This is a genomic window from Pseudomonas morbosilactucae (genome assembly GCF_023241665.1).
In the GTDB taxonomy this organism is placed as follows: Bacteria; Pseudomonadota; Gammaproteobacteria; order Pseudomonadales; family Pseudomonadaceae; genus Aquipseudomonas; species Aquipseudomonas morbosilactucae.
Genome location: NZ_JALQCX010000062.1, coordinates 1 through 19,500, shown reverse-complemented (window position 1 = coordinate 19,500; position 19,500 = coordinate 1). Strand labels below are relative to the sequence as shown.

The 19,500-nt window shown below is 63.1% G+C and carries 17 protein-coding genes and 1 pseudogene; 16 read left to right on the top strand and 2 right to left on the bottom strand.

What is annotated here, in order from left to right; translation table 11 throughout:
- The first annotated feature begins 38 nt into the window (after window positions 1–38).
- The 4 genes from M1B35_RS27320 (at window position 39) to M1B35_RS27305 (ending at window position 4,378) form a co-directional block, all read left to right on the top strand.
- On the top strand, window positions 39–1,346 hold the full coding sequence (locus M1B35_RS27320; RefSeq protein WP_268263620.1) for an MFS transporter: 1,308 nt from the start codon (window positions 39–41) through the stop codon (window positions 1,344–1,346).
- Between the two features lie 386 nt (window positions 1,347–1,732).
- On the top strand, window positions 1,733–2,503 hold the full coding sequence (locus M1B35_RS27315) for an IclR family transcriptional regulator (protein ID WP_268263619.1): 771 nt from the start codon (window positions 1,733–1,735) through the stop codon (window positions 2,501–2,503).
- Window positions 2,504–2,637: 134 nt separating this feature from the next.
- Window positions 2,638–3,219 carry a YceI family protein gene (locus tag M1B35_RS27310; RefSeq protein ID WP_123336406.1) on the top strand — a complete coding sequence of 194 codons (582 nt, stop codon included), beginning with the start codon at window positions 2,638–2,640 and terminating at the stop codon, window positions 3,217–3,219.
- A gap of 1 nt (window position 3,220) precedes the next feature.
- Window positions 3,221–4,378: a phospholipase D-like domain-containing protein gene (locus M1B35_RS27305; RefSeq protein ID WP_268263618.1), complete on the top strand. Its 1,158-nt coding sequence runs from the start codon at window positions 3,221–3,223 to the stop codon at window positions 4,376–4,378.
- A gap of 35 nt (window positions 4,379–4,413) precedes the next feature.
- Here M1B35_RS27305 and bglX read toward each other — a convergent pair whose 3' ends face one another.
- A complete protein-coding gene (gene bglX, locus M1B35_RS27300; protein ID WP_268263617.1) occupies window positions 4,414–6,705 on the bottom strand; it encodes a beta-glucosidase BglX in 2,292 nt (763 codons plus the stop codon).
- Between the two features lie 241 nt (window positions 6,706–6,946).
- Between bglX and M1B35_RS27295 the strand changes: the two genes are divergently transcribed.
- The 10 genes and pseudogenes from M1B35_RS27295 to M1B35_RS27250 all read left to right on the top strand — a co-directional run bounded on the left by M1B35_RS27295 (window position 6,947) and on the right by M1B35_RS27250 (window position 17,347).
- Window positions 6,947–7,555, top strand: coding sequence for a LemA family protein (locus tag M1B35_RS27295; RefSeq protein WP_123336400.1), 609 nt, complete (start codon window positions 6,947–6,949; stop codon window positions 7,553–7,555).
- A gap of 170 nt (window positions 7,556–7,725) precedes the next feature.
- Window positions 7,726–8,451: a TPM domain-containing protein gene (locus M1B35_RS27290; protein ID WP_268263616.1), complete on the top strand. Its 726-nt coding sequence runs from the start codon at window positions 7,726–7,728 to the stop codon at window positions 8,449–8,451.
- Between the two features lie 29 nt (window positions 8,452–8,480).
- Window positions 8,481–9,097, top strand: a pseudogene (locus tag M1B35_RS27285) (TPM domain-containing protein).
- A 745-nt stretch (window positions 9,098–9,842) separates the two neighbouring features.
- Window positions 9,843–10,961: an ABC transporter substrate-binding protein gene (locus tag M1B35_RS27280; RefSeq protein WP_123336394.1), complete on the top strand. Its 1,119-nt coding sequence runs from the start codon at window positions 9,843–9,845 to the stop codon at window positions 10,959–10,961.
- Window positions 10,962–11,085: 124 nt separating this feature from the next.
- A complete protein-coding gene (locus M1B35_RS27275) occupies window positions 11,086–12,000 on the top strand; it encodes a branched-chain amino acid ABC transporter permease (protein WP_123336392.1) in 915 nt (304 codons plus the stop codon).
- Complete coding sequence (locus tag M1B35_RS27270; protein ID WP_268263615.1) at window positions 11,993–12,997, top strand: branched-chain amino acid ABC transporter permease; 1,005 nt, start codon at window positions 11,993–11,995, stop codon at window positions 12,995–12,997. The genes M1B35_RS27275 and M1B35_RS27270 overlap by 8 nt, the downstream gene beginning before the upstream one ends.
- Window positions 12,994–13,749 (top strand): ABC transporter ATP-binding protein, encoded by a 756-nt coding sequence (locus M1B35_RS27265; RefSeq protein ID WP_123336387.1) that lies wholly within the window; start codon window positions 12,994–12,996, stop codon window positions 13,747–13,749. The genes M1B35_RS27270 and M1B35_RS27265 overlap by 4 nt, the downstream gene beginning before the upstream one ends.
- Entirely contained in the window at window positions 13,746–14,453 is a 708-nt protein-coding gene (locus tag M1B35_RS27260; protein ID WP_123336385.1) for an ABC transporter ATP-binding protein, read from the top strand. Before M1B35_RS27265 ends, M1B35_RS27260 begins: the two co-directional genes overlap by 4 nt.
- Entirely contained in the window at window positions 14,450–15,901 is a 1,452-nt protein-coding gene (locus M1B35_RS27255; protein ID WP_268263614.1) for an NAD(P)-binding domain-containing protein, read from the top strand. Before M1B35_RS27260 ends, M1B35_RS27255 begins: the two co-directional genes overlap by 4 nt.
- A 228-nt stretch (window positions 15,902–16,129) precedes the next feature.
- Entirely contained in the window at window positions 16,130–17,347 is a 1,218-nt protein-coding gene (locus M1B35_RS27250) for a class I SAM-dependent methyltransferase (RefSeq protein ID WP_123336381.1), read from the top strand.
- On the opposite strand, the gene M1B35_RS27245 is transcribed toward M1B35_RS27250, so the two are convergent.
- Window positions 17,335–18,246 (bottom strand): DMT family transporter, encoded by a 912-nt coding sequence (locus M1B35_RS27245; RefSeq protein ID WP_268263613.1) that lies wholly within the window; start codon window positions 18,244–18,246, stop codon window positions 17,335–17,337. The genes M1B35_RS27250 and M1B35_RS27245 overlap by 13 nt on opposite strands.
- 250 nt (window positions 18,247–18,496) lie before the next feature.
- Between M1B35_RS27245 and M1B35_RS27240 the strand changes: the two genes are divergently transcribed.
- Both M1B35_RS27240 and M1B35_RS27235 read left to right on the top strand, forming a co-directional pair.
- Entirely contained in the window at window positions 18,497–19,078 is a 582-nt protein-coding gene (locus tag M1B35_RS27240) for a DJ-1/PfpI family protein (RefSeq protein ID WP_123336377.1), read from the top strand.
- 15 nt (window positions 19,079–19,093) lie between these two features.
- Complete coding sequence (locus M1B35_RS27235; protein ID WP_123336376.1) at window positions 19,094–19,402, top strand: ribbon-helix-helix domain-containing protein; 309 nt, start codon at window positions 19,094–19,096, stop codon at window positions 19,400–19,402.
- The last annotated feature ends 98 nt before the right edge of the window (window positions 19,403–19,500 follow it).

The window sequence follows — 19,500 nt, the reverse complement described above, 5'->3', positions numbered from 1 at the left end:
CCTGCCCTTTGGCTCACGCGTGATTGAAGGTCAGCCCTATGAGTTCCACGACACCCTCTGTTTCCCGCAACCGCCAGGTGGTCGCGGCCGTGATCGGCAACGCCCTGGAGTGGTACGACTTTATCGTTTACGGTTTTCTCGCCAGCGTGATCGCCCGGCAGTTCTTTCCCTCCGATGATGAGTACACCTCGTTGCTGATGGCCCTGGGCACCTTCGGTGTGGGTTTTTTCATGCGCCCTGTGGGCGGTGTGCTGTTGGGCATCTACTCGGACCGCAAGGGGCGCAAGGCCGCGATGCTGGTGATCATTCAGTTGATGACCCTGGCCATTGCGCTGATTGTCTTCGCGCCAAACTACGCGGCCATCGGCCTTGGTGCGCCGTTGCTGATCGTGGTGGCGCGGATGCTCCAGGGCTTCGCCACCGGCGGTGAGTACGCCAGTGCCACGGCCTATCTGGTGGAGAGTGCGCCGCCGCATCGCAAAGGTTTGTACGGTTCCTGGCAGTTGGTCGGGCAGTGCCTGGCGGTGTTCAGCGGTGCCGCCATCGTGGCCCTGGTGACCCATTTCCTGCCCCCGAAAGCCTTCGAACTCTGGGGTTGGCGGCTGCCGTTTATCTTGGGCTTGTTGATCGGCCCGCTGGGCTTGTGGATCCGCAAATACATGGACGAGCCGCAAGCCTTTGTCGAGTCCCGCAAGGGGCGTCGGGGCAAAGGGCCGGGCCTGTTGCAGGTGCTGGCCGAGCATCGCCGGGCCATCCTGGTGTCCATGGGCCTGTGCTGCGGTGGCACCGTGGCGTTCTATGTGGTGCTGGTGAACATGCCGACGTTCGCCCACAGCAACCTTGGCCTGCCCCTGGATCAGGTGCTGCTGGTGCAAATGTTCGCCGTGGCCTTGATGACCCTGGTGATTCCCCTGGCCGGGGCCCTGTCGGACCGTGTGGGCCGGCGCCCGGTGCTGATGGCGTTTACCCTGGCGTTCTTTGTCATGGTCTACCCGCTGTACATCTGGGTCGCCGCAGCGCCTTCCATCGGGCGCTTGCTGGTCATGCAGTCCCTCTTGTGTGCGGCGATCGGCGGTTTTTTCGGCCCCGGGCCGACGGCGCTGGCGGAGCAGTTCCCGATTGCCGTGCGTTCCACCGGAGTGTCCGTGGCTTACAACGTAACCGTGATGCTCTTCGGCGGTTTTGCGCCGCTGATCGTCACGTGGTTGAGCCGGGTCATGGCCACGCCGGTGGCGCCTTCGTTCTATGTGTTGGCCACGTCGTTGCTGAGCTTGCTGGGGATCTATTGCATGCATGACCCAGTGGTGAGCGACGAGCCCGAGGCGCTGCCCCTGGGGGAGTCTTGAGCGATCCCGCCGGGTTGTCCTCCGTGGCTCGCGTTGGGCCTGGGCATCCGCCCGGGCCCACTGCCTGATCGAAGGTTACGATTGGCCGCCGAGGCCCAGTGCCCAAGTGTTCCCTTTCGATGCACTCCAGCCTTGGGCGCACCGGCTAAGGCCAGTCCGGGTCGCTTCAGGCCTTGGGCAGCGACTGTAGCCGGGCTCTGCCGATCAGGTCTGCGGTAGGCTGGCGTGGAGTCGGCCTCCTGCTACAGCGGGCTGATTCCCGCCGTACGGCGTTTTCAGGTGGCCGTGCAATCAGCTGTAACCATGAGTGGACCATCGGGGGGGGCCAAGGGCCTGCATCTTGCTGCTGGAACTGTTCTTTTGTCTGCGGTCAGGGAGTGTGGAGTATGGCCAGCAAGGTGGAAACCGGCAGCGTGCGTTCGGTGGAGCGAGCCTTGGCGATTGTCGAGTTGCTGGGGCAGCATCAGGCGTTGGGGCTGGAGGAGTTGCACTACCTGACAAACCTGCCCAAGGCCACGGTTTCGCGCATGCTCATGACCCTGCAAGAGCAGGGCTGGGTCTACCGCGGCCTCAGTGATCGACGTTATCGCCTGTGTGCCAGGCGCCTGTTCGGGGATAGCCGGCAGCGCTTCAAGCATCACCTGGCGGAGCAGGCCACGCCCTGGTTGCTGGAACTGAGTGAGAGCACCGGGTTGGTAAGCGACTTGTCGAGTTTCGATGGCGAGCACCTTGAGGTCATGGAAAGCTCGGTGCCAGCGGTTTTGCGCAAACGTTACCCGAGCCATTGCCGAGTCGTGGGCCAGCACGCCAGCCTGTTCCATTCCGCCATGGGCAAGGCCTGCCTCGGTGCCCTCGATGGGAGCGAGGTGGAGCGCCTGGCACAGCGTGAGCGCGTGGCCCAGGAGGACCGGCACCAGGCCTGTGAGCAATCCCAGCACCTGGGTTTTGGCCAGCGCACCGAGGGCCACTGGGAATACCCGGTGCGCCTGCCGTTCCTGATCCGCGCGCTGGCCCTGCCGATTCAGCATGAGGGTAAGGTCGTTGGTAGCATCGCTTTGCACTGGCCGATGGATCTCTGCGGCGTGGAGCCGGTGCGCCAGCGTCATTTGGCGCGCTTGGCCGACACCATCGGGCAACTGCAGAGGAGCCTCGCCTGAACCGCGCTAACCAGCGCCGGCTCGGTGCAGTGCGTATGGCCAGCGTCAACACGGCAGCGACCCGGCCGATCACCGGGTTTGCCAGGGTTCAGGCAGCCGGTTAAGGTTGGCGCCCACTGCCCAGAGGACCTTGCATGCCTACGTCGATTCGTCTCTTTCTCAGTCTGCTCGGGCTTTTGGCCCTGCCGGCCCATGCCAGTTGGTACCTGGACAACGAATCTTCCCGCCTGTCGTTCATCACCACCAAGAACGCTAACGTTTCCGAAGTGCATCGATTCCTGGTGCTGCACGGCAAGGTCGATGCCAAGGGCCAGGCCCAGTTGCAGGTCGAGCTGGACTCGATCAACAGCGGCATCCCTTTGCGTGATGAGCGCATGCGCAAGGAGCTGTTCGAGGTGGCGACCTTCCCGGAAGCCCTGGTCAGCGCCCAGCTCAACCTGCAGCCGATCAATGACCTGGCCCCGGGGGCGCAGATTGAGTTGCTGCTGCCGGTGACGGTCGAACTCCATGGCCAGCAGCACACTTACAACGCCGAGTTGCTGGCGACCCGCCTCGACGACCGGCGCTTCCAGGTGGTGACCCTGGAGCCCCTGGTGCTGAATGCCGAAGACTTCAACCTGGCTCCTGGCCTGGAAACCCTGCGCAAGGCCGCTGGTTTGTCGGCCATCAGCTTTTCGGTGCCGGTGGGTGCGGTGCTGATTTTCACGGCGCGCTGATATGCGCGGCGCGGTGTTTCCCTGGCGTGAAGGCAATCGCTTCGAGTTGCTGATCGACGGCCCGGACTTTTTTCCACGGATGCTGGTGGCCATTGCCCGGGCCCAGCAACAGGTGGAGCTGGAGCTGTACCTGGTGGAGGCGGGCGCCTGTGCCGAAGCCATGGTCGTGGCCCTGGTCCAGGCCGCCGAGCGCGGCGTGCAGGTCCGTTGCCTGTTCGATGATTACGGCAGCCTGGCCTTTACCCTCAGCTTGCGCCAGCGTCTGACCACGGCCGGGGTCGAACTGCGTTTCTACAACCGTCTGCGCTGGCGCCAAGGCGCCCGCAACTTGTACCGCGATCACCGCAAATTACTGCTGGTGGACCAGTCCCTGGCGGTGGTGGGCGGCACCGGCGTGACCGACGAGTTCTGGAACCCGGTGCACAACAGCAGCGACTGGCACGAAGTCATGGTGCTGATCCACGGCCCGCTGGTGCAGGACTGGCAGCAGTTGTTCGACCGGCAATGGGAAGCCAACTCCCAGCGCAGCGCCTGGAAGCCCGATGCGCAGTTCGGCCTGCCACGCTTGCCCCGGCCGCCGCAGTCGGGCGAAGGCCTGGGTCGGGTGGCCTACGCCGACGCCCGCCAGCATCGGGACATCCTGCATGCGCTGATTCGTGCCTTGAACAGTGGTCAGCGGCGTATCTGGCTGGCCACGCCGTATTTCCTGCCCACCTGGTCGGTGCGTCGTTCCCTGCGCCGGGCGGCGGCCCGCGGGGTGGATGTGCGCCTGCTGCTGACGGGGCCGCGCACCGATCATCCATCGGTGCGCTACGCCGGGCATCGTTATTACCCGCGCCTGCTCAAGTCCGGAGTGCAGATTTTCGAATACCAGCCGTGTTTCCTGCACCTGAAAATGGTGTTGGTGGATGATTGGGTGAGCATCGGTTCATGCAACTTCGACCACTGGAACCTGCGCTTCAACCTAGAGGCCAACCTGGAGGCCCTGGACCCGCAATTGACGGCGGCGGTGGCGGCGAGTTTTACCGCCGACTTTGCGCAAAGCCAGAGCGTCAGCCTCGAGGCATGGCGCAGCCGGCCGTTGTGGCGGCGGGTCAAACAGCGGATCTGGGGCTGGGTCGACCGGGTGGTGGTCAACCTGCTGAATCGGCGGGGCTGATCGCTCCCACGCGCTGGGCGTGGGAGCGGGAGGGCTCAGAGCAGTTCGAAGCTCTGTTGTTCGACGTCCTGGGAGTCCAGGCCGATCTGTACATTGAAGTCACCCGGCTCGGCGGCGTACTTGAGCTGGGCGTTGTAGAACTTCAAATCCTCTTCGGTAAGGGTGAAGTGAATGACCTTCGTTTCACCGGCCTTGAGCATCACTTTCTGGAAGTTCTTCAGTTCCTTGATCGGGCGGATCATCGACCCGGCCACATCCTGCACATACAACTGCACCACGGTTTCGCCGTCACGCTTGCCGGTGTTCTTCAGGGTCACGCTGGCGTCGAGCTTGCCGCCCTTGTTCAGGGTGGTGGACGACAACGCCATGTCCGACAGACTGAAGCTGGTGTAGCTCAGGCCGTAGCCGAACGGGAACAGCGGGCCGGTGGTGTCATCGAAGTACTGCGAGGTGTAGTTGCCCGGTTTGCCCGGCGTGAACGGCCGGCCAATGGTCAGGTGGTTGTAGTAGGTCGGAATCTGCCCCACGGAGCGGGGGAAGGTGATCGGCAACTTGCCCGAAGGGTTGTAGTCACCGAACAGCACGTCGGCGATGGCGTTGCCGCCTTCGGTGCCGCTGAACCAGGTTTCCAGGATGGCGTCGGCCTGTTCGTTCTCTTCCAGCAGCGACAGTGGCCGGCCATTCATCAGCACCAATACCAACGGCTTGCCGGTGGCCTTGAGGGCCTTGATCAGCTCGCGCTGGCTGGCGGGAATGTGCAGGTCGGTGCGGCTTGAGGACTCGTGGGACATGCCCCGCGACTCGCCCACGGCCGCCACGACCACGTCCGAGGCCTGGGCCGCTTTCACTGCTTCGTCGATCATCTGCTGCGCCGGGCGCGGGTCATCCACCACTTCCGGGGCGTCGAAGTTGAGGAAGTTCAGGTAGTCCACCACCTTCTTGTCGGCGGTGATGTTGGAGCCTCGGGCATACACCAATTGGGCCTTGTCACCGAGAACGTTGCGCATGCCGTCGTACAGGGTCACCGATTGCGCCGGCACGCCGGCGGCGGCCCAACTGCCCATCATGTCGATCGGCGCCTTGGCCAGGGGGCCGACCAGGGCGATTTTCGCGGTTTTCTGCAGCGGCAGGGTCTCGTTCCGGTTCTTCAGCAGCACCAGGCTGCGGCGCGCGATATCCCGCGCGTCGCTGCGGTGCAGGCGACTTTCGGCGTTGGTTTCGACCGGGTCATCCTCGGCCTTGCCGATGCGCAGGTACGGGTCCTTGAACAGGCCCATGTCGTACTTGGCCGCCAGCACTTCACGCACCGCGTTGTCGATGTCCTTCTGTTCGATCTCCCCGGACTTGAGCAGCCCCGGCAGCTCCTTGCCGTACAGCGAGTCGTTCATGCTCATGTCGATGCCGGCCTTGATCGCCAGCTTGGCGGCTTCGCGCCCGTCCTTGGCAACGCCGTGGCGGATCAGCTCGATGATCGCTCCGTGGTCGCTGACGGCCAGGCCCTTGAAGCCCCAGTCCTTGCGCAGCAGGTCGTTCATCAGCCAGGTGTTGGAGGTGGCGGGCACGCCGTTGATCGAGTTCAGGGCCACCATCACCCCGCCCGCGCCGGCGTCGATCGCGGCGCGGTAGGGCGGCAGGTAGTCCTGGTACATCTTCACCGGGCTCATGTCGACGATGTTGTAGTCGCGTCCGCCTTCCACCGCGCCATACAGGGCGAAGTGCTTGACGCTGGCCATGATGCTGTCGGCGGCTGCCGGGGTGGCGCCCTGGTAGGCCTTGACCATGACTTTGGCGATGCGCGAGACCAGGTAGGTGTCTTCACCGAAACCTTCGGAGGTGCGGCCCCAGCGAGGATCGCGGGAGATGTCGACCATTGGCGCGAAGGTGATGTCCAGGCTGTCGGCGCTGGCTTCCAGAGCGGCGATGCGCCCGGAGCGGCCGATGGCGTCCATGTCCCAGCTCGAGGCCAGGGCCAGGCTGATGGGGAAAATGGTCCGGTGACCGTGGATCACGTCGTAGGCGAAGAACATCGGGATCTTCAGGCGGCTGCGCATGGCCGCATCCTGCATCGGCCGGTTTTCCGGGCGAGTGATGGAGTTGAACGTACCGCCGATACGCCCGGCGGCAATTTCCTTGCGGATCATCTCCCGGGGCATTTCCGGGCCGATGCTGATCAGGCGCAGCTGGCCGATTTTCTCGTCGAGGGTCATCTGCTTCATCAGGTTGCTGATGAAAGCGTCCTTGTTCTCAAGGGGCACCGAAGTGGATTCGGCCAACACAGGGTGACTGGCCAGGCTGACCAGCAGGCCCAGCAAACACAGCTTCTTCATGAATATTGTTCTCAAAGGCTCAAGGCCGACGCTGGAGTGACGCGTCGAGCAGCCGAAATTTAGGGAGCGACTATTGTTGTTCAGATAAATCCCGCACACTTCTGAACTCTTTTTCGCGCTGGGCATCTTTTAGCCCATCGGCTCGACGCATTCCAGTGGCGCAGGCAGATTTTGCCGCCCTCCGTGAATTTAGCGAGCCACAGGATCCATTCCATCAGGTTGTGCAAGGAGCCCCACCCCCATGAACATCGGACTACGTCTGCGTTCGAGCTGGCCCGTCGCGGCCCTGATCCTGCTCAGCAGCTTGCTCAGCGGCTGCGGCATCAACAACATTCCGACCCTCGACGAGCAGGTCAAGGCCGATTGGGGCCAGGTGCAGAACCAGTACCAGCGCCGTGCCGACCTGATTCCCAACCTGGTGGAAACCGTCAAGGGCTACGCCAAGCACGAGCAAGACACCCTGACCGCGGTGATCGAAGCACGGGCCAAGGCGACGTCGATCCAGGTGGACGCCAAGACCCTGGACAACCCCGAGAAGCTCAAGCAGTTCCAGCAGGCCCAGGACCAGTTGAGCGGCGCCCTCAGCCGTTTGATGGTGGTGTCCGAGCGCTACCCGGACCTCAAGGCCAACCAGAACTTCCTGGCCTTGCAATCCCAGCTCGAAGGCACCGAGAACCGCATCGCCGTGGCTCGCCGCGACTTTATCCTCGCGGTGCAAAAATACAACACCGAGATCCGTACCTTCCCCGGCCGCCTGTGGCACAGCCTGATGTACAGCGACCTGCCGGTGCGTGAGTCCTTCGAGGCCATCACCCCCGACGCCGAGCAAGCCCCTAAAGTCAAATTCTGATGGCGCCGTTGTCGCGCTTGCTGCCCGGCGCGTTGCTGTCGACAGCGCTGACGTGGTCGGCGAGCTGAAACCGCGACCAAAATACCCGGGGCTGCACCAGGCTTCGCAGTTTTGGCGGGGGCGGCGCTTCCGGCAGTCGGTCACAGCGATCACAACAGAGCGAGGTGCGGATGCGAGCGATTAAAGTGGGGCTGTTGCTGCTCTGGGTGTTCGCGGTCACGGCCCAGGCCGAACTGAGCTTCCCGGCCCTGAGCGGGCGAGTGGTGGACAACGCGCAACTGATCGAACCGGCCACCCGCGCTCAACTGACCCAGGAGCTGCAAGCCCACGAGCAGGCCACCGGCGAGCAATTGGTGGTGGTGACCCTGGCGGACCTGCAAGGCGCCACCATTGAGGACTTCGGCTACCAACTGGGGCGTCATTGGGGCATCGGCCAGAAGGACAAGAACAACGGCGCGCTGCTGATCGTCGCCCGGGATGAGCGCAAGCTGCGCATCGAAGTGGGTTATGGCCTGGAGGATCGCCTGACCGATGCTCAGGCCTCGGTGATCATCAACCAAGTGATCACCCCGGCGTTCAAGACCGGGCAGTTCAGCAAGGGCATCAGCGACGGAGTCTCGGCGATACTCCTGGTGCTCGGCGGTACGCCCCTGGATGAACCGGCGCCGGTGTATGGCGGCGACGCTGAGCAGTCGGATTTTGTCGAGCGCCACCCGCTGCTGTTCATCTTCCTGGTGATGCTGTTTATCCTGGCGATTTTTATCGGCCAACTGCTGGGGATCTTGCCCAGTGGTGGCCGTGGCGGTGGCGGCGGTTCCGGAGGCTCCCGGGGCGGGGGAGGGTTCAGCGGCGGCGGTGGCAGTTTTGGCGGCGGCGGGTCCTCGGGCAGTTGGTAACCAACAATAAAAGGCGGGTATTGAACGACATGGCATTACTGAGTGAGTACGAACAGCGGCAGGTCGCCGAGGCGATTGCCCGGGTCGAGCAGCAGACCGACGCCGAGCTGGTCACCGTGCTGGCCGCACGGGCCGATGACTACGCCTATATCCCCCTGCTCTGGGCCAGCCTGCTGGCGCTGATTGTGCCGGGCATCGTGCACTACGCCACCGGTATGCTGAATATGCACCTGTTGCTGCTGGCGCAATGGGCGACCTTTATCGTGCTGTGCCTGGTGTTTCGGATTCCCTCCATCACCACCCGCCTGATCCCGCGTTCGGTGCGCCATTGGCGCGCGTCGAACCTGGCTCGCCGGCAATTTCTCGAGCAGAACCTGCACCACACCGTGGGCAGCACCGGGATCCTGATCTTTGTCTGCGAGCCGAGCGTTATGTGGAAATCCTCGTGGACGAGGGCATTTCCCAGCGCCTGGACAACAAAACCTGGGACACCCTCATCAAGGCCTTCACCCAGCAGGTGAAGCAGGGGCAAACCTTGCAGGGCTTTCTGGATTGCATCGAAGCCTGCGGCGAAGTGCTCAAGGTGCATGTGCCGGTGACCCAGGTGCGCAATGAATTGCCCAATCGTCTGGTGGTGCTGGGCTGAACTCAGCCCGCGCCGCCCCCTACAGGCCCCGTGATAAAGAGGGCCTGTTATCACGGTCCCGGGCGAATTTGGATCGCTACTGTTTGAGCGTGATAGGTCGAAAGTAGTAGTTGGCCGAATAGCGCTTTTAAATATCGATGTACGCCATTTTCCTCAATGTTTATTCCCCTCACGTGCGTGTCATGAGCAAGATTCGAACACACTTCCCATTTGATTAGCCCAGAACTTCAGTCTGGTTATTTGCGACTAAAGTATCAATTCGGTGATGGCACTCGGTTAAGTCTCCATAGCCAATCCGCCTCCGGGTCTCTCACTCTTCTGCTGTGAATAACCGATTAAATCCGTCAGTAATAATTTACTGCTTATTCGATATTTGCATATAAATGTAAAAAACAATATTAGAAGCGAATAAGCATAGTGAGTATTCTTCGCAGCGCTGGGCCAAGGCAGGCGAGGCCTCTGGGCTGCGGTTCGACGCGTGTTTGAGCCTGGGTGCCGGTGGGTTTGTGCAGTGCCGGTTGCCCGTGTTTCCGCCTGCGCGTTGAACGCTATTGGGGCAACTTCGGGCCAGGTTTTTTTCAGCTCGATCAACTAACGACTTGATAAGGCAGCGGACGACTAACCCTCGGGTTCTTTGGTCGTGGCCGGGTTTTGTGCGCGTTGCACAGAGGAACTTTGAATCGATCAAGTTCTGCAGGCGCGTGAGTATTTATAACGCTGATCAACTTTGGGTTTTGGGGGATACATGGGCATTCGCAAAAAGGTCGTGTTCAGCCTGGCGTTCACGGCATTGGCCTTGGCCGGGGTTGCCAATGGGGCGGACAGCCTGCGCATCGGCTATCAATTACCGCTCACCGGCAACACCGCTCAATATGGGCAGGACTTCAAGGTCGCCGCGCAAATTGCGCTGAAGGAGTTCAACGCTTCCGGCCGGCTACCGGTGCCGGTGGAGATTGTCTTCGAAGACTCCCGCTCCGATGCCAAGGAAGCGGTGTCGATTGCCCGTAAGTTCTCCGATGATCCGAGCATCCTCGGCGTGCTGGGGGATTTCACCTCGACGGTGTCCATGGCATCGGCCCAGGTCTACAAGCGCGCAGGCTTGTCCCAGCTGTCGCAGACGGCGTCCCACCCCGACTACACGAAAATTTCCCAGTGGCAATTTCGCAACATCACCAATCAGGATCAGGAAGGCCCCTACAACGCCGACTGGATCGCGGCCCAGGGTTACAAGAAGGTGGCGGTGATTGGCGAACAGACCGACTGGGGGCAGTCGGCAGTGCGGGCCTTTGAGAAAAAGGCCAAGGAAAACGGCATCGAGGTGGTGTTCTCCGAGTACTTCAACCGCGGCATTCCGGATTTTCGTTCGCTGATCACCAAGGTCGACCGGGCCCAACCCGATGCCATTTACGGCGCGATTTTCTATGAGGACGCGGCGCAGTTCCTCAAGCAGCTGCATCAGTTGGGGGTCAAGGCGCCGGTGTTCTCCAGCTCCGCGGCCTACAACGAGCAGTTGATCAAGCTGGCGGGCAAGGACGCCGACGGCTTGCGATTGACCTCGACCTTCCTGCCGACGGTGGACAGCGATAACGTGCGGCACTTCGTGAGCGAGTGGAAGGCGGCGCGCAATGGCGAGGAGCCCGGCCAGTTCCCGGCCCAGGCCTATGACGCCACCAACATCATGCTCGACGCCCTGGCCCGGGCCTATCCCGAGCCGACTAGGGACAAGGTGCGCCAGGCGTTGGCCGACACCAAGGACTTCCCGGGGGTGACCGGGTCCACCACCTTCGACGCCAACCGTGAGCCGCAAAAGTCCCTGGTCAAGGTGGAAGTGGTGGCCGGCAAGTTCGAGCCTTCGACCCACTGACCACCCCGGTGGCCCCGTGGTTGAAACCTTCAATCGCGTGGCGCCGACGGCCCGGGCACCCCGGGAACCTGGCGCGCCCACCTGTGCGCCGGGGAGCCAGCCCTACCTGTTCGAGGCGTTAGCCGTGATCGATTCCTATTATTTCCAGCTACTGGCCATCGGCTTGTCGCAAGGCATGACCTATGCGCTGGTGGCGATCGGTTTCACCCTGATTTTCGGCGTGCTCAATGCCGTGAATTTCGCCCACTCCGAGGTCTACACCATCGGCGCCGTGGCCGGCCTGTTTATCATCGGTGCCTACGCGCCGCCGCTGGCGGGCGTGATCCTGCTGGTGGCGGCGGTTGGAGCCTTGCTCGGCTTCGGCCTGGAGCGACTGGCGTTCAAGCCGTTCCGGCGTTTCTCCGACGAGGCGTCGCTGAAGTCCCGGGCCATGCGCGAGTCGACGCTGATGTCGTCTCTGGCGCTGTCCATCATCGTGCGTGAAGGCCTGGAACTGGGCATGGGCTCGCAGATGCAGCCGGTGCCCTTCGGCTACATGCTCAATACGCCCATTGCCTTGGGCAGCATTACCATCGTCAGCGGCGACCTGGTGATCTTCGGGGTCTCGGCGAGCATGCTGATCGGCCTGCAATGGCTGCTGAAAAAGACCCGCATCGGCCTGTCGATCCGTGCGGTGTCCAACAACCCACTGGGGGCCAAGTACAGTGGCATCAACGTCGACCGCACCATTGTCAGCACCTTTATCCTCGGGTCGCTGATGGGCGCCGTGGCCGGCTTGCTGGTGGGCCTGTATTACGGTTCGGTGTTTCCTTCCATGGGCTTTGCCCCGGGCATCAAGGCCTTTGTGGCCATGGTCATGGGCGGCCTGGTGTCGATTCCTGGGGCGGTGATCTGCGCCCTGATCCTCGGGGTTTCGGAAAGCATGGCCACCACCGTGATGCCCTCTGCATGGGCCGACCTGGTGCCTTATCTATTCCTGATCCTGACCCTGGTCTTTTTTCCCCGGGGTTTGTTTGGTGGAGGGCGGGAACGTGTCTGAGCGATTCACTCCGCGCGCGGTCATTGCCGCGATCTTGCTGCTGGTGCTGGTGGCGGTGCCCCTGGCGCTGTACCTGCATGGCGGCGGCTATTACTACCAGTTGGCCAGCCTGGCGCTGATCTTCGCGCTGCTGGCCTCATCCCTGCACCTGGTGTCGGGCGTTACCGGCCTGCTGCACCTGGGCCAGGCAGCGTTCTACGGCGTCGGTGCCTATCTGGCGGCCCTGGCCGGGGTCGCCTACCAAGTACCGTTCTGGCTGGCCCTGCCGCTGGCGGGGCTGGGCTCGGCATTGATCGCCTTCCTGGTGGCGCTGCCCACTATGCGCCTGGTGAGCATTTACTTCGCCGTGGCGACCCTGGCCATTGGGCAGATGATTTACATCGTCCTGATGAATTGGGTCGAGGTCACTGGCGGGCCGAACGGCGTGACCCTGTTCTCGCCGATGAACCTGTTCGGCTACGAGGTTACCGACAACACCGGCATCTACTACGTGGTCGCGATCACCGTGTCGCTGTCGATCTGGATCATCCACCGCCTCAGTTACTCCTACTACGGCAACGCGCTGCGGGCCCTGCGCGAGGATGACCAGTGCGCCGCGGCCATGGGCATCGATGCGGCCCGGCTGAAGACCGAGGTGTTCTCCGTGGCGGCGTTTTTTGCCGGTATTGCCGGTGCGCTCTGGGCCTACACCACGGGCTACATCTCGCCGAACGACTTCAAATTCTCCGAAACCATCCTGATCCTCGCCATGGTGGTGGTCGGCGGCCTGGGCAGCCTTCCCGGGGCGATCATCGGCGCGCTGTTGCTGGTTTTGCTGCCGGAAGCCCTGCGCGGTTTCGGCGACTTGCGCAACATCATCGTCGGCCTCGTCATGTTCTTCTCCATCCTGTTCCTGCCCAAGGGCCTGTGCGGCGAAGTGCCGGCGATTTCCCTGGCGCGCGGCTTGCTGGGCGGGGCCTGGAGACAACAGCAGGGTAAGAAGGTGGGCTGGAAATGAGGCTGCTTGAATTTACCGACCTGAGCCGACGCTTCGGCGGGCTGAATGCCATCGACCAGGTATCCGGGTACGTCGATCAAGGCGAACTGGTGGGGTTGATCGGCCCCAATGGCGCCGGCAAGACCACCCTGTTCAACCTGATCACCGGGTTTGTCCCGGTCAGTTCCGGCAGCGTGCGTTTTGCCGGGCGTGAGATCACCGACCAGGCGCCGCACTCGATTGCCCGGCTCGGCCTGTCGCGAACCTTCCAGAACCTGCGGATCTTTCCCAACATGACCGTGTTCGACAATGTCTCGGTCGGCGCCACCGGAGTGATCGGCCAGGGCCTGTTGGAGAGCATTTTTGCCCGGGGGGCGCGCAGTCGGCGGATCTCCGAACTGAGCTGGCAGGCCCTGGAGCGGGTTGGTTTGCAGCATCTGGCCGACGAGTTGGCGGCCAATCTGTCTTACGGCCAGCGCAAGTACCTGGAAATTGCCCGAGCCCTGGCGATGCAACCGCAGTTGCTGATCCTCGACGAGCCGGCGGCCGGCCTCAACGACACCGAAACCGCCGAATTGGCGGCTTGCATCCGCCGTCTGCACGAGGAGGGGCTGAGCCTGATGCTGGTGGAGCACGACATGAACCTGGTGATGTCGATCTGTCAGCGGATCATCGTCCTGGCCTCGGGCAAGAAGATCGCCGACGGGCCGCCAAGCGCCATTCGCACTGATGCGGCGGTGCTGGAATCCTACTTGGGGACGGACTGGCAATGAGCATCCTTGAAGTACAGAACCTGAAGATCAACCTCGGCACCCACGACATTTTGCACGGCATCAGCCTGGCGGTGCCCGAGCGCAGCATCATCGCCGTGCTGGGGGCCAACGGCGCCGGTAAGACCAGCCTGATGCGGGCCATTTCCGGCATCTACCAGGCCAGTGGCGGCAAGGTCCTGCTCGACGGCCAAGACATCAACGGCCTGCCCAGCCACACGCGGGTGCAGCGGGGCATTTTGCAGACCCCGGAAGGCCGGCAGATTTTTTCCAACATGACGGTTCGGGAAAACCTGCTGGTGGGCGGCGGGCCTTACGGCATGCGCGAGGCCGAGTCGGTGCTGGATCTGTTTCCGGTGATCGGCGAGCGCCTCAACCAACTGGCCGGCTCGCTCTCCGGCGGTGAGCAGCAAATGCTTTGCATCGGTCGTGCGCTGATGCGTCGTCCGCGCATTCTGCTGATGGACGAACCCTCCCTGGGCCTGGCGCCCAAGGTGGTGGGGGAAATTTTCCGCCTGATCCAACACATCCGCTCCACCGGCCTCACCGTGCTGCTGGTGGAGCAGAACGCTCGGGCCGCGCTGCGGGTGGCCGACCACGCGGCGGTGCTGGAGGGCGGGCACATCACTTTTTCCGGGCCGGCCGAGCAGATCGCTGCCGACCCACGGATTGTCGAAGCTTACCTCGGAGGTCATTACCACCCATGACGAAGACAGCGTCCAACACCCTGGCCACTCAACGCCTGAGGGAAGAACTGGCCTACCTGAAACTGCCCCCGGCGGCCTGGCCGACCCAGGGCCAAAGCGTCGACGGCGAGGAGCTGGCCGATGTGGCGATTGTCGGGGCCGGCATGTTCGGCATCGCCGCGGCAGTGGCGCTGATCCTCAAGGGGGTGCAGAACATTCGCCTGTTCGACGACCAACCCCAGGGCCACAGCGGGCCTTGGACCACCTACGCGCGCATGCCTACCTTGCGCTCGCCCAAGGACTTGCCGGGGCTGGCCCTGGGCATTCGCGCCCTGACGTTTCGCGCCTGGTACGAGGCGGTCCATGGCGACGAGGCCTGGGAGGCGCTGTACAAGATTCCCAACGCCGTGTGGCAAGGCTATCTCGACTGGATCGCCGAGGCCTTCGACTTGCCCATCGAGTACCAGGCGCCGATCCGCAGCTTTTCGGTAGCGCCCGGGCAGGTCACGCTGTGGCGGGCTGACGGCGGCACTTTCAAGGCCCGGCGCCTGGTGATTGCCTCCGGGCGCGCCGGGGCGGGTGGGGCGAGTATCCCGGCGTTTGTCGACCCCGGGTTGTTTCCCCGCTTCGCCGCCCATAGTTGCGACCCGGTGGATTTTTCGGCCCTGGCCGGGCGTCATGTGGCGGTGATCGGGGCCGGTTCTTCTGCCTGGGACAATGCCGCCACGGCCCTGGAGCACGGTGCTGCCCACGTCACCCTGTATGCCCGGCGCAGCCATCTGCCGCAGATCAACAAGGCCCGGGGGTACGTTTACCCCGGGTTTATCGAAGGCTGGTCGGCCCTGGCGCCGGAGCAGAAATGGGCTGTCTCCTGCTACCTGGACGACACGCCGCCACCGCCGCCCCACGAGACGGTGTTGCGCACTCTGGCGGCGGCCGGCGGTGAGCGCTTGTCGGTGAATTTCGACTCGCGGTTCGAGGCCGTCAGCGAGGTCGACGGCCGGGTGCATCTGCAGCTCGGCGAGCGCAGCGACCAGGCGGAGTTTTTGATTGTCGGCACCGGGTTTCGCGTCGACCTGGCCCGTGCGCCGTTGTTTGGCCAGGTGCTGGAGCGAGTGGCCTTGTGGCGTGATCGCTTCGCCCCGGCTGCCGAGCGTCCGCACCTGGGGTTGTTCCCGTGGCTGGGCAGGGGGTTTGAACTGGAGGAGCGGGGCAGGGCTGATGGCGATTCCGAGCTGAACCAGGTGCACCTGTTCAATCACGCCGCGAGCCTGAGTTTCGGCTCCATTGCCTCGGACATCCCGGCGATCTCGGCCGCTGCCGAACGTTTGGCCCAGGGCATCGTCACCCAACTGTTTTGCGCGGACTTCAGTGCCTATCAGCAGCGATTGCTGGACTGGGAGCAGGAGTGGGAACTGGAGAAAACCCCGTACTTCCACCCGCACCGCGTTCGCCAGGATCTGCCCTAACCCGCGATTTTATTCGGCGCCCGGCGGCGCCCGGGCAACCGGTCATTGGCTGCCGGCCGATAGCCGGCCGGGCAATGGCCGGCGCCCTCGGTTGACGTTGGCGCTGGGGGCGCGGCGGAAAAAAGCGCCGTTGGTGCAATAACTCCGTGCCCCCTCGGCCCATTGCCCCTAAAATCCCCGGCACTTTTTTCTGTTCCGCACCGCTCTTCCCCCGAGGCACGCTCCCCCATGTCCGTTACCGCCCCCTCCGCCAGCCTCGCGCCGGATCATCACGCCCAGTTTCTGGCCCTGCTGGACACCAGCCTGGCGCAAAACGCTTTTATCAAGCTGGTGCTGGCCAAGTACGTGGGCGATGAAGCGGATTTGCAGCGGATCATCATCAAGCAACTGACGGTCAAGGAGCAGCCGTGCCTGTCCTTTGTCTATCGCTATAAAACCCGCGACATCACCAAGAATTTCTCCCTGGCTGAAGGTGTGACGACCATCGCCGGGTTGTTGCCGGCGGCGTTCAAGAACGCTCACTTGCTGTCGTTGACCGATGAAGTGCAGCTCGAATACAGCAAGAAGGGTAAAAGCTCGTTGTTCAAGGGCAAGAGCCAGCAGCCGCGGGAAGTGCCGTCCGCCGAGCACAACCGCGAGAAGAATCGCTTTCTTGACCTGAGCCGGCCGTTTCTCGCGGACCTGGGGGTGACCAACAAGCAGCACGAGTTGATCCCGGCCATGTCGCGCAAGTGGAAGCAGATCAACAAATTCATCGAGGTGTTCAGCCACGCCCTGGGTTCATCGCCGATCAAGCTCGACCAGCCGGTGCGGGTCGCGGACTTCGGCTCCGGCAAGGGCTACCTGACCTTCGCCATCCACGATTACCTGCGCAACACCTTGCAGGCCGAGGGCGAGGTGACCGGGGTCGAGCTGCGCGAAGACATGGTGACGCTGTGCAACGCGGCCGCCGCACGCTTGGAGCACCCGGGGCTGGTGTTCAAGTGCGGTGACGTGCGCAGCGTGGCCCCCAGCCAACTGGAGGTGATGATCGCCCTGCATGCCTGTGACATCGCCACCGACTACGCGATTCATACTGGCATCCGCTCCGGCGCGGCGATCATCATGTGCTCGCCGTGCTGCCACAAACAGATCCGCCTGCAGATCCAGAGCCCGGCCTTGCTCAAGCCGATGCTGCAATACGGCCTGCACCTGGGGCAGCAGGCAGAGATGGTCACCGACAGCCTGCGTGCGTTGTTCCTCGAGGCCTGTGGTTATGAAACCAAGGTCTTCGAGTTCATCTCCCTGGAGCACACCAACAAGAACAAAATGATTCTTGCGGTCAAGCGCGCCGAGCCGGTGGACCCGGCCCAGTTGCTATTGAAGATCGAGGAACTCAAGGCCTTCTACCAGATCAGCGAACACTGCCTGGAAAGCCTGTTGCGGGCCGACGGCTACTTGAGCTGAACCCCGTCCGGCAGGCTGCCCGGTTGTGCCGGGCGCACGCTGGTCTTGCGCCCGAGAATCACCGTGATGATCACCCCTCCGGCGAACAGCCAGGTGATCGGTTGCACCTGTTCGCCAAAGAACAGCGCGGAAAAGGCGATGGTGAAGAAGATCTGTAGCAGTTGGATCTGGCTGACCCGGGCAATCCCGCCCATGGCCAGCCCGGCGTACCAGGCAAAAAAGCCGAGGAACTGCGAAAACAGCGCGACGTAGCCAAAGGCCCACCAGGTTTTGCTGGAAATCGCCCCCTGATGCTGCGCCGCCAGGTACCACACCGGGCCGATCAGCAGCGGCGTGGACAGCACCAGCGCCCAGCAGATCACCTGCCAGCCGCCCATTTCCCGAGCCAGCCGGCCGCCTTCGGCATAGCCCAGCCCACCCACGGCAATCGCTCCGAGCATCAACAAGTCACCGGCCTGAATGCTGCCGGCACCGCTAATCAGTGCATAACCCAGCACCAGCGCACTGCCCAGGGCAGCACAGGCCCAGAAAGCCTTCGACGGCCGCTCATGGGACAGCCAGGCCGCATACAGCGCCACACACAGTGGTTGCAGGCCATTGACCAGGGCGCCATGGGAGGCGGGCAGGGTCTGCATGGCCCACGCTGACAGCACCGGGAAGCCGAGAATCACCCCAAGAATCACCAGGCTCAGGCCTTTGATCTGCTTCCAGGTCGGCCATTTTTCCCGCCGCCACAGCAACAGCAACGCTGCCGGAATCGCCGCAAACAGGGCACGGCCCAGGCCGTTGAGCAACGGATGGATCTGCTCCACCACAATGCGGGTGAAGGGCAGGGTCAGGCTGAAAATAACAACGCCCAGCAGGCCGAGGGCCATGCCGGTGTTTTCGCGGGAGGACATGAGGGCAACCACAATTGAGACGTAGGGGGCAGGTGGCGTCATATAGCCATAAAGGCCCACCGCGCCGCTGCTACAGCTGGTTACAGAGTTGGGGGTACAGTTGGGCGGTATCGGCAAGCTGTTCACTTACCGCTTGCAGCTCATCACTTGCTGCTGCCCCTGTAATACCCCCCTATTACCCGGCCCTCTGGTTTAGGACTACTTTGAATACTCCTGACGCCCACGTCTTTCCCTGAAAGGAGTCCACTCCATGGCCGCGAAAAAGATTCTCATGCTGGTTGGCGATTACGTCGAAGACTACGAAGTGATGGTGCCGTTCCAGGCGCTGTTGATGGTCGGCCACACGGTGCACGCAGTGTGCCCCGACAAGAGCGCCGGGCAGACGGTGCGCACGGCGATCCACGACTTCGAGGGCGACCAGACCTACAGCGAAAAACCGGGCCATCTGTTCGCCCTGAACTTCGACTTCGCCCAAGTTGAGGCTGCGGATTACGACGCCTTGCTGGTGCCGGGCGGGCGTGCGCCGGAGTACCTGCGCCTGAATGAAAAAGTCCTGCAACTGGTGCGAGCCTTTGACCAGGCCGGCAAGCCAATCGCTGCCGTTTGCCACGGCGCGCAACTGCTGGCGGCGGCCGGGATTCTCGAAGGCCGCGAATGCAGCGCCTATCCGGCCTGTGCACCGGAAGTGAAACTGGCCGGCGGCACTTACATTGATATCCCCGTGACGCAGGGCCACGTTCAAGGCAATCTGGCCACCGCCCCGGCCTGGCCGGCGCACCCTAGCTGGCTGGCGGGTTTCCTGGGCCTGCTGGGCACCCGGATTACCCTGTAAAACGAGGACCACGCCATGTGCGAGCTGTACGTCAAAGCCGACCCGATCCTCTACGAGTCCCGCTCTCGTTCGCTGCGCATCTGTGGCGTGGTCACCACCTTGCGCCTGGAAAACCAGTTCTGGGACATCCTCAGCGAGATTGCCGCCGTGGACGGCATGACCACCAACCAGTTGATTGCCAAGCTGTATGAAGAGGTCATGGACTACCGCGGCGAAGTGGTGAATTTCGCCTCCTTCCTGCGGGTCAGTTGCACCCGCTACCTCACCCAACGCCGTACCTGCGCCCCCGACCTCAGCCTGGTTCGCCGCCACACCCCTTCGTAGGAGCCGGCTTGCCGGCGATCCAGCCCTGAGCCTGGCGCCGCTCTTGGGGGCGCTATCGCTGGCAAGCCAGCGCCTACAGGCAAACGGCCGCACACGCT

Excerpts from the sequence above, each read along its gene's own strand:
- M1B35_RS27320 (WP_268263620.1), top strand. The coding sequence starts at position 39 with ATGAGTTCCACGACACCCTCTGTTTCCCGCAACCGCCAGGTGGTCGCG.
- M1B35_RS27315 (WP_268263619.1), top strand. The coding sequence starts at position 1,733 with ATGGCCAGCAAGGTGGAAACCGGCAGCGTGCGTTCGGTGGAGCGAGCC.
- M1B35_RS27310 (WP_123336406.1), top strand. The coding sequence starts at position 2,638 with ATGCCTACGTCGATTCGTCTCTTTCTCAGTCTGCTCGGGCTTTTGGCC.
- M1B35_RS27305 (WP_268263618.1), top strand. The coding sequence starts at position 3,221 with ATGCGCGGCGCGGTGTTTCCCTGGCGTGAAGGCAATCGCTTCGAGTTG.
- bglX (WP_268263617.1), bottom strand. The coding sequence starts at position 6,705 with ATGAAGAAGCTGTGTTTGCTGGGCCTGCTGGTCAGCCTGGCCAGTCAC.
- M1B35_RS27295 (WP_123336400.1), top strand. The coding sequence starts at position 6,947 with ATGAACATCGGACTACGTCTGCGTTCGAGCTGGCCCGTCGCGGCCCTG.
- M1B35_RS27290 (WP_268263616.1), top strand. The coding sequence starts at position 7,726 with ATGCGAGCGATTAAAGTGGGGCTGTTGCTGCTCTGGGTGTTCGCGGTC.
- M1B35_RS27280 (WP_123336394.1), top strand. The coding sequence starts at position 9,843 with ATGGGCATTCGCAAAAAGGTCGTGTTCAGCCTGGCGTTCACGGCATTG.
- M1B35_RS27265 (WP_123336387.1), top strand. The coding sequence starts at position 12,994 with ATGAGGCTGCTTGAATTTACCGACCTGAGCCGACGCTTCGGCGGGCTG.
- M1B35_RS27260 (WP_123336385.1), top strand. The coding sequence starts at position 13,746 with ATGAGCATCCTTGAAGTACAGAACCTGAAGATCAACCTCGGCACCCAC.
- M1B35_RS27255 (WP_268263614.1), top strand. The coding sequence starts at position 14,450 with ATGACGAAGACAGCGTCCAACACCCTGGCCACTCAACGCCTGAGGGAA.
- M1B35_RS27250 (WP_123336381.1), top strand. The coding sequence starts at position 16,130 with ATGTCCGTTACCGCCCCCTCCGCCAGCCTCGCGCCGGATCATCACGCC.
- M1B35_RS27245 (WP_268263613.1), bottom strand. The coding sequence starts at position 18,246 with ATGTCCTCCCGCGAAAACACCGGCATGGCCCTCGGCCTGCTGGGCGTT.
- M1B35_RS27240 (WP_123336377.1), top strand. The coding sequence starts at position 18,497 with ATGGCCGCGAAAAAGATTCTCATGCTGGTTGGCGATTACGTCGAAGAC.
- M1B35_RS27235 (WP_123336376.1), top strand. The coding sequence starts at position 19,094 with ATGTGCGAGCTGTACGTCAAAGCCGACCCGATCCTCTACGAGTCCCGC.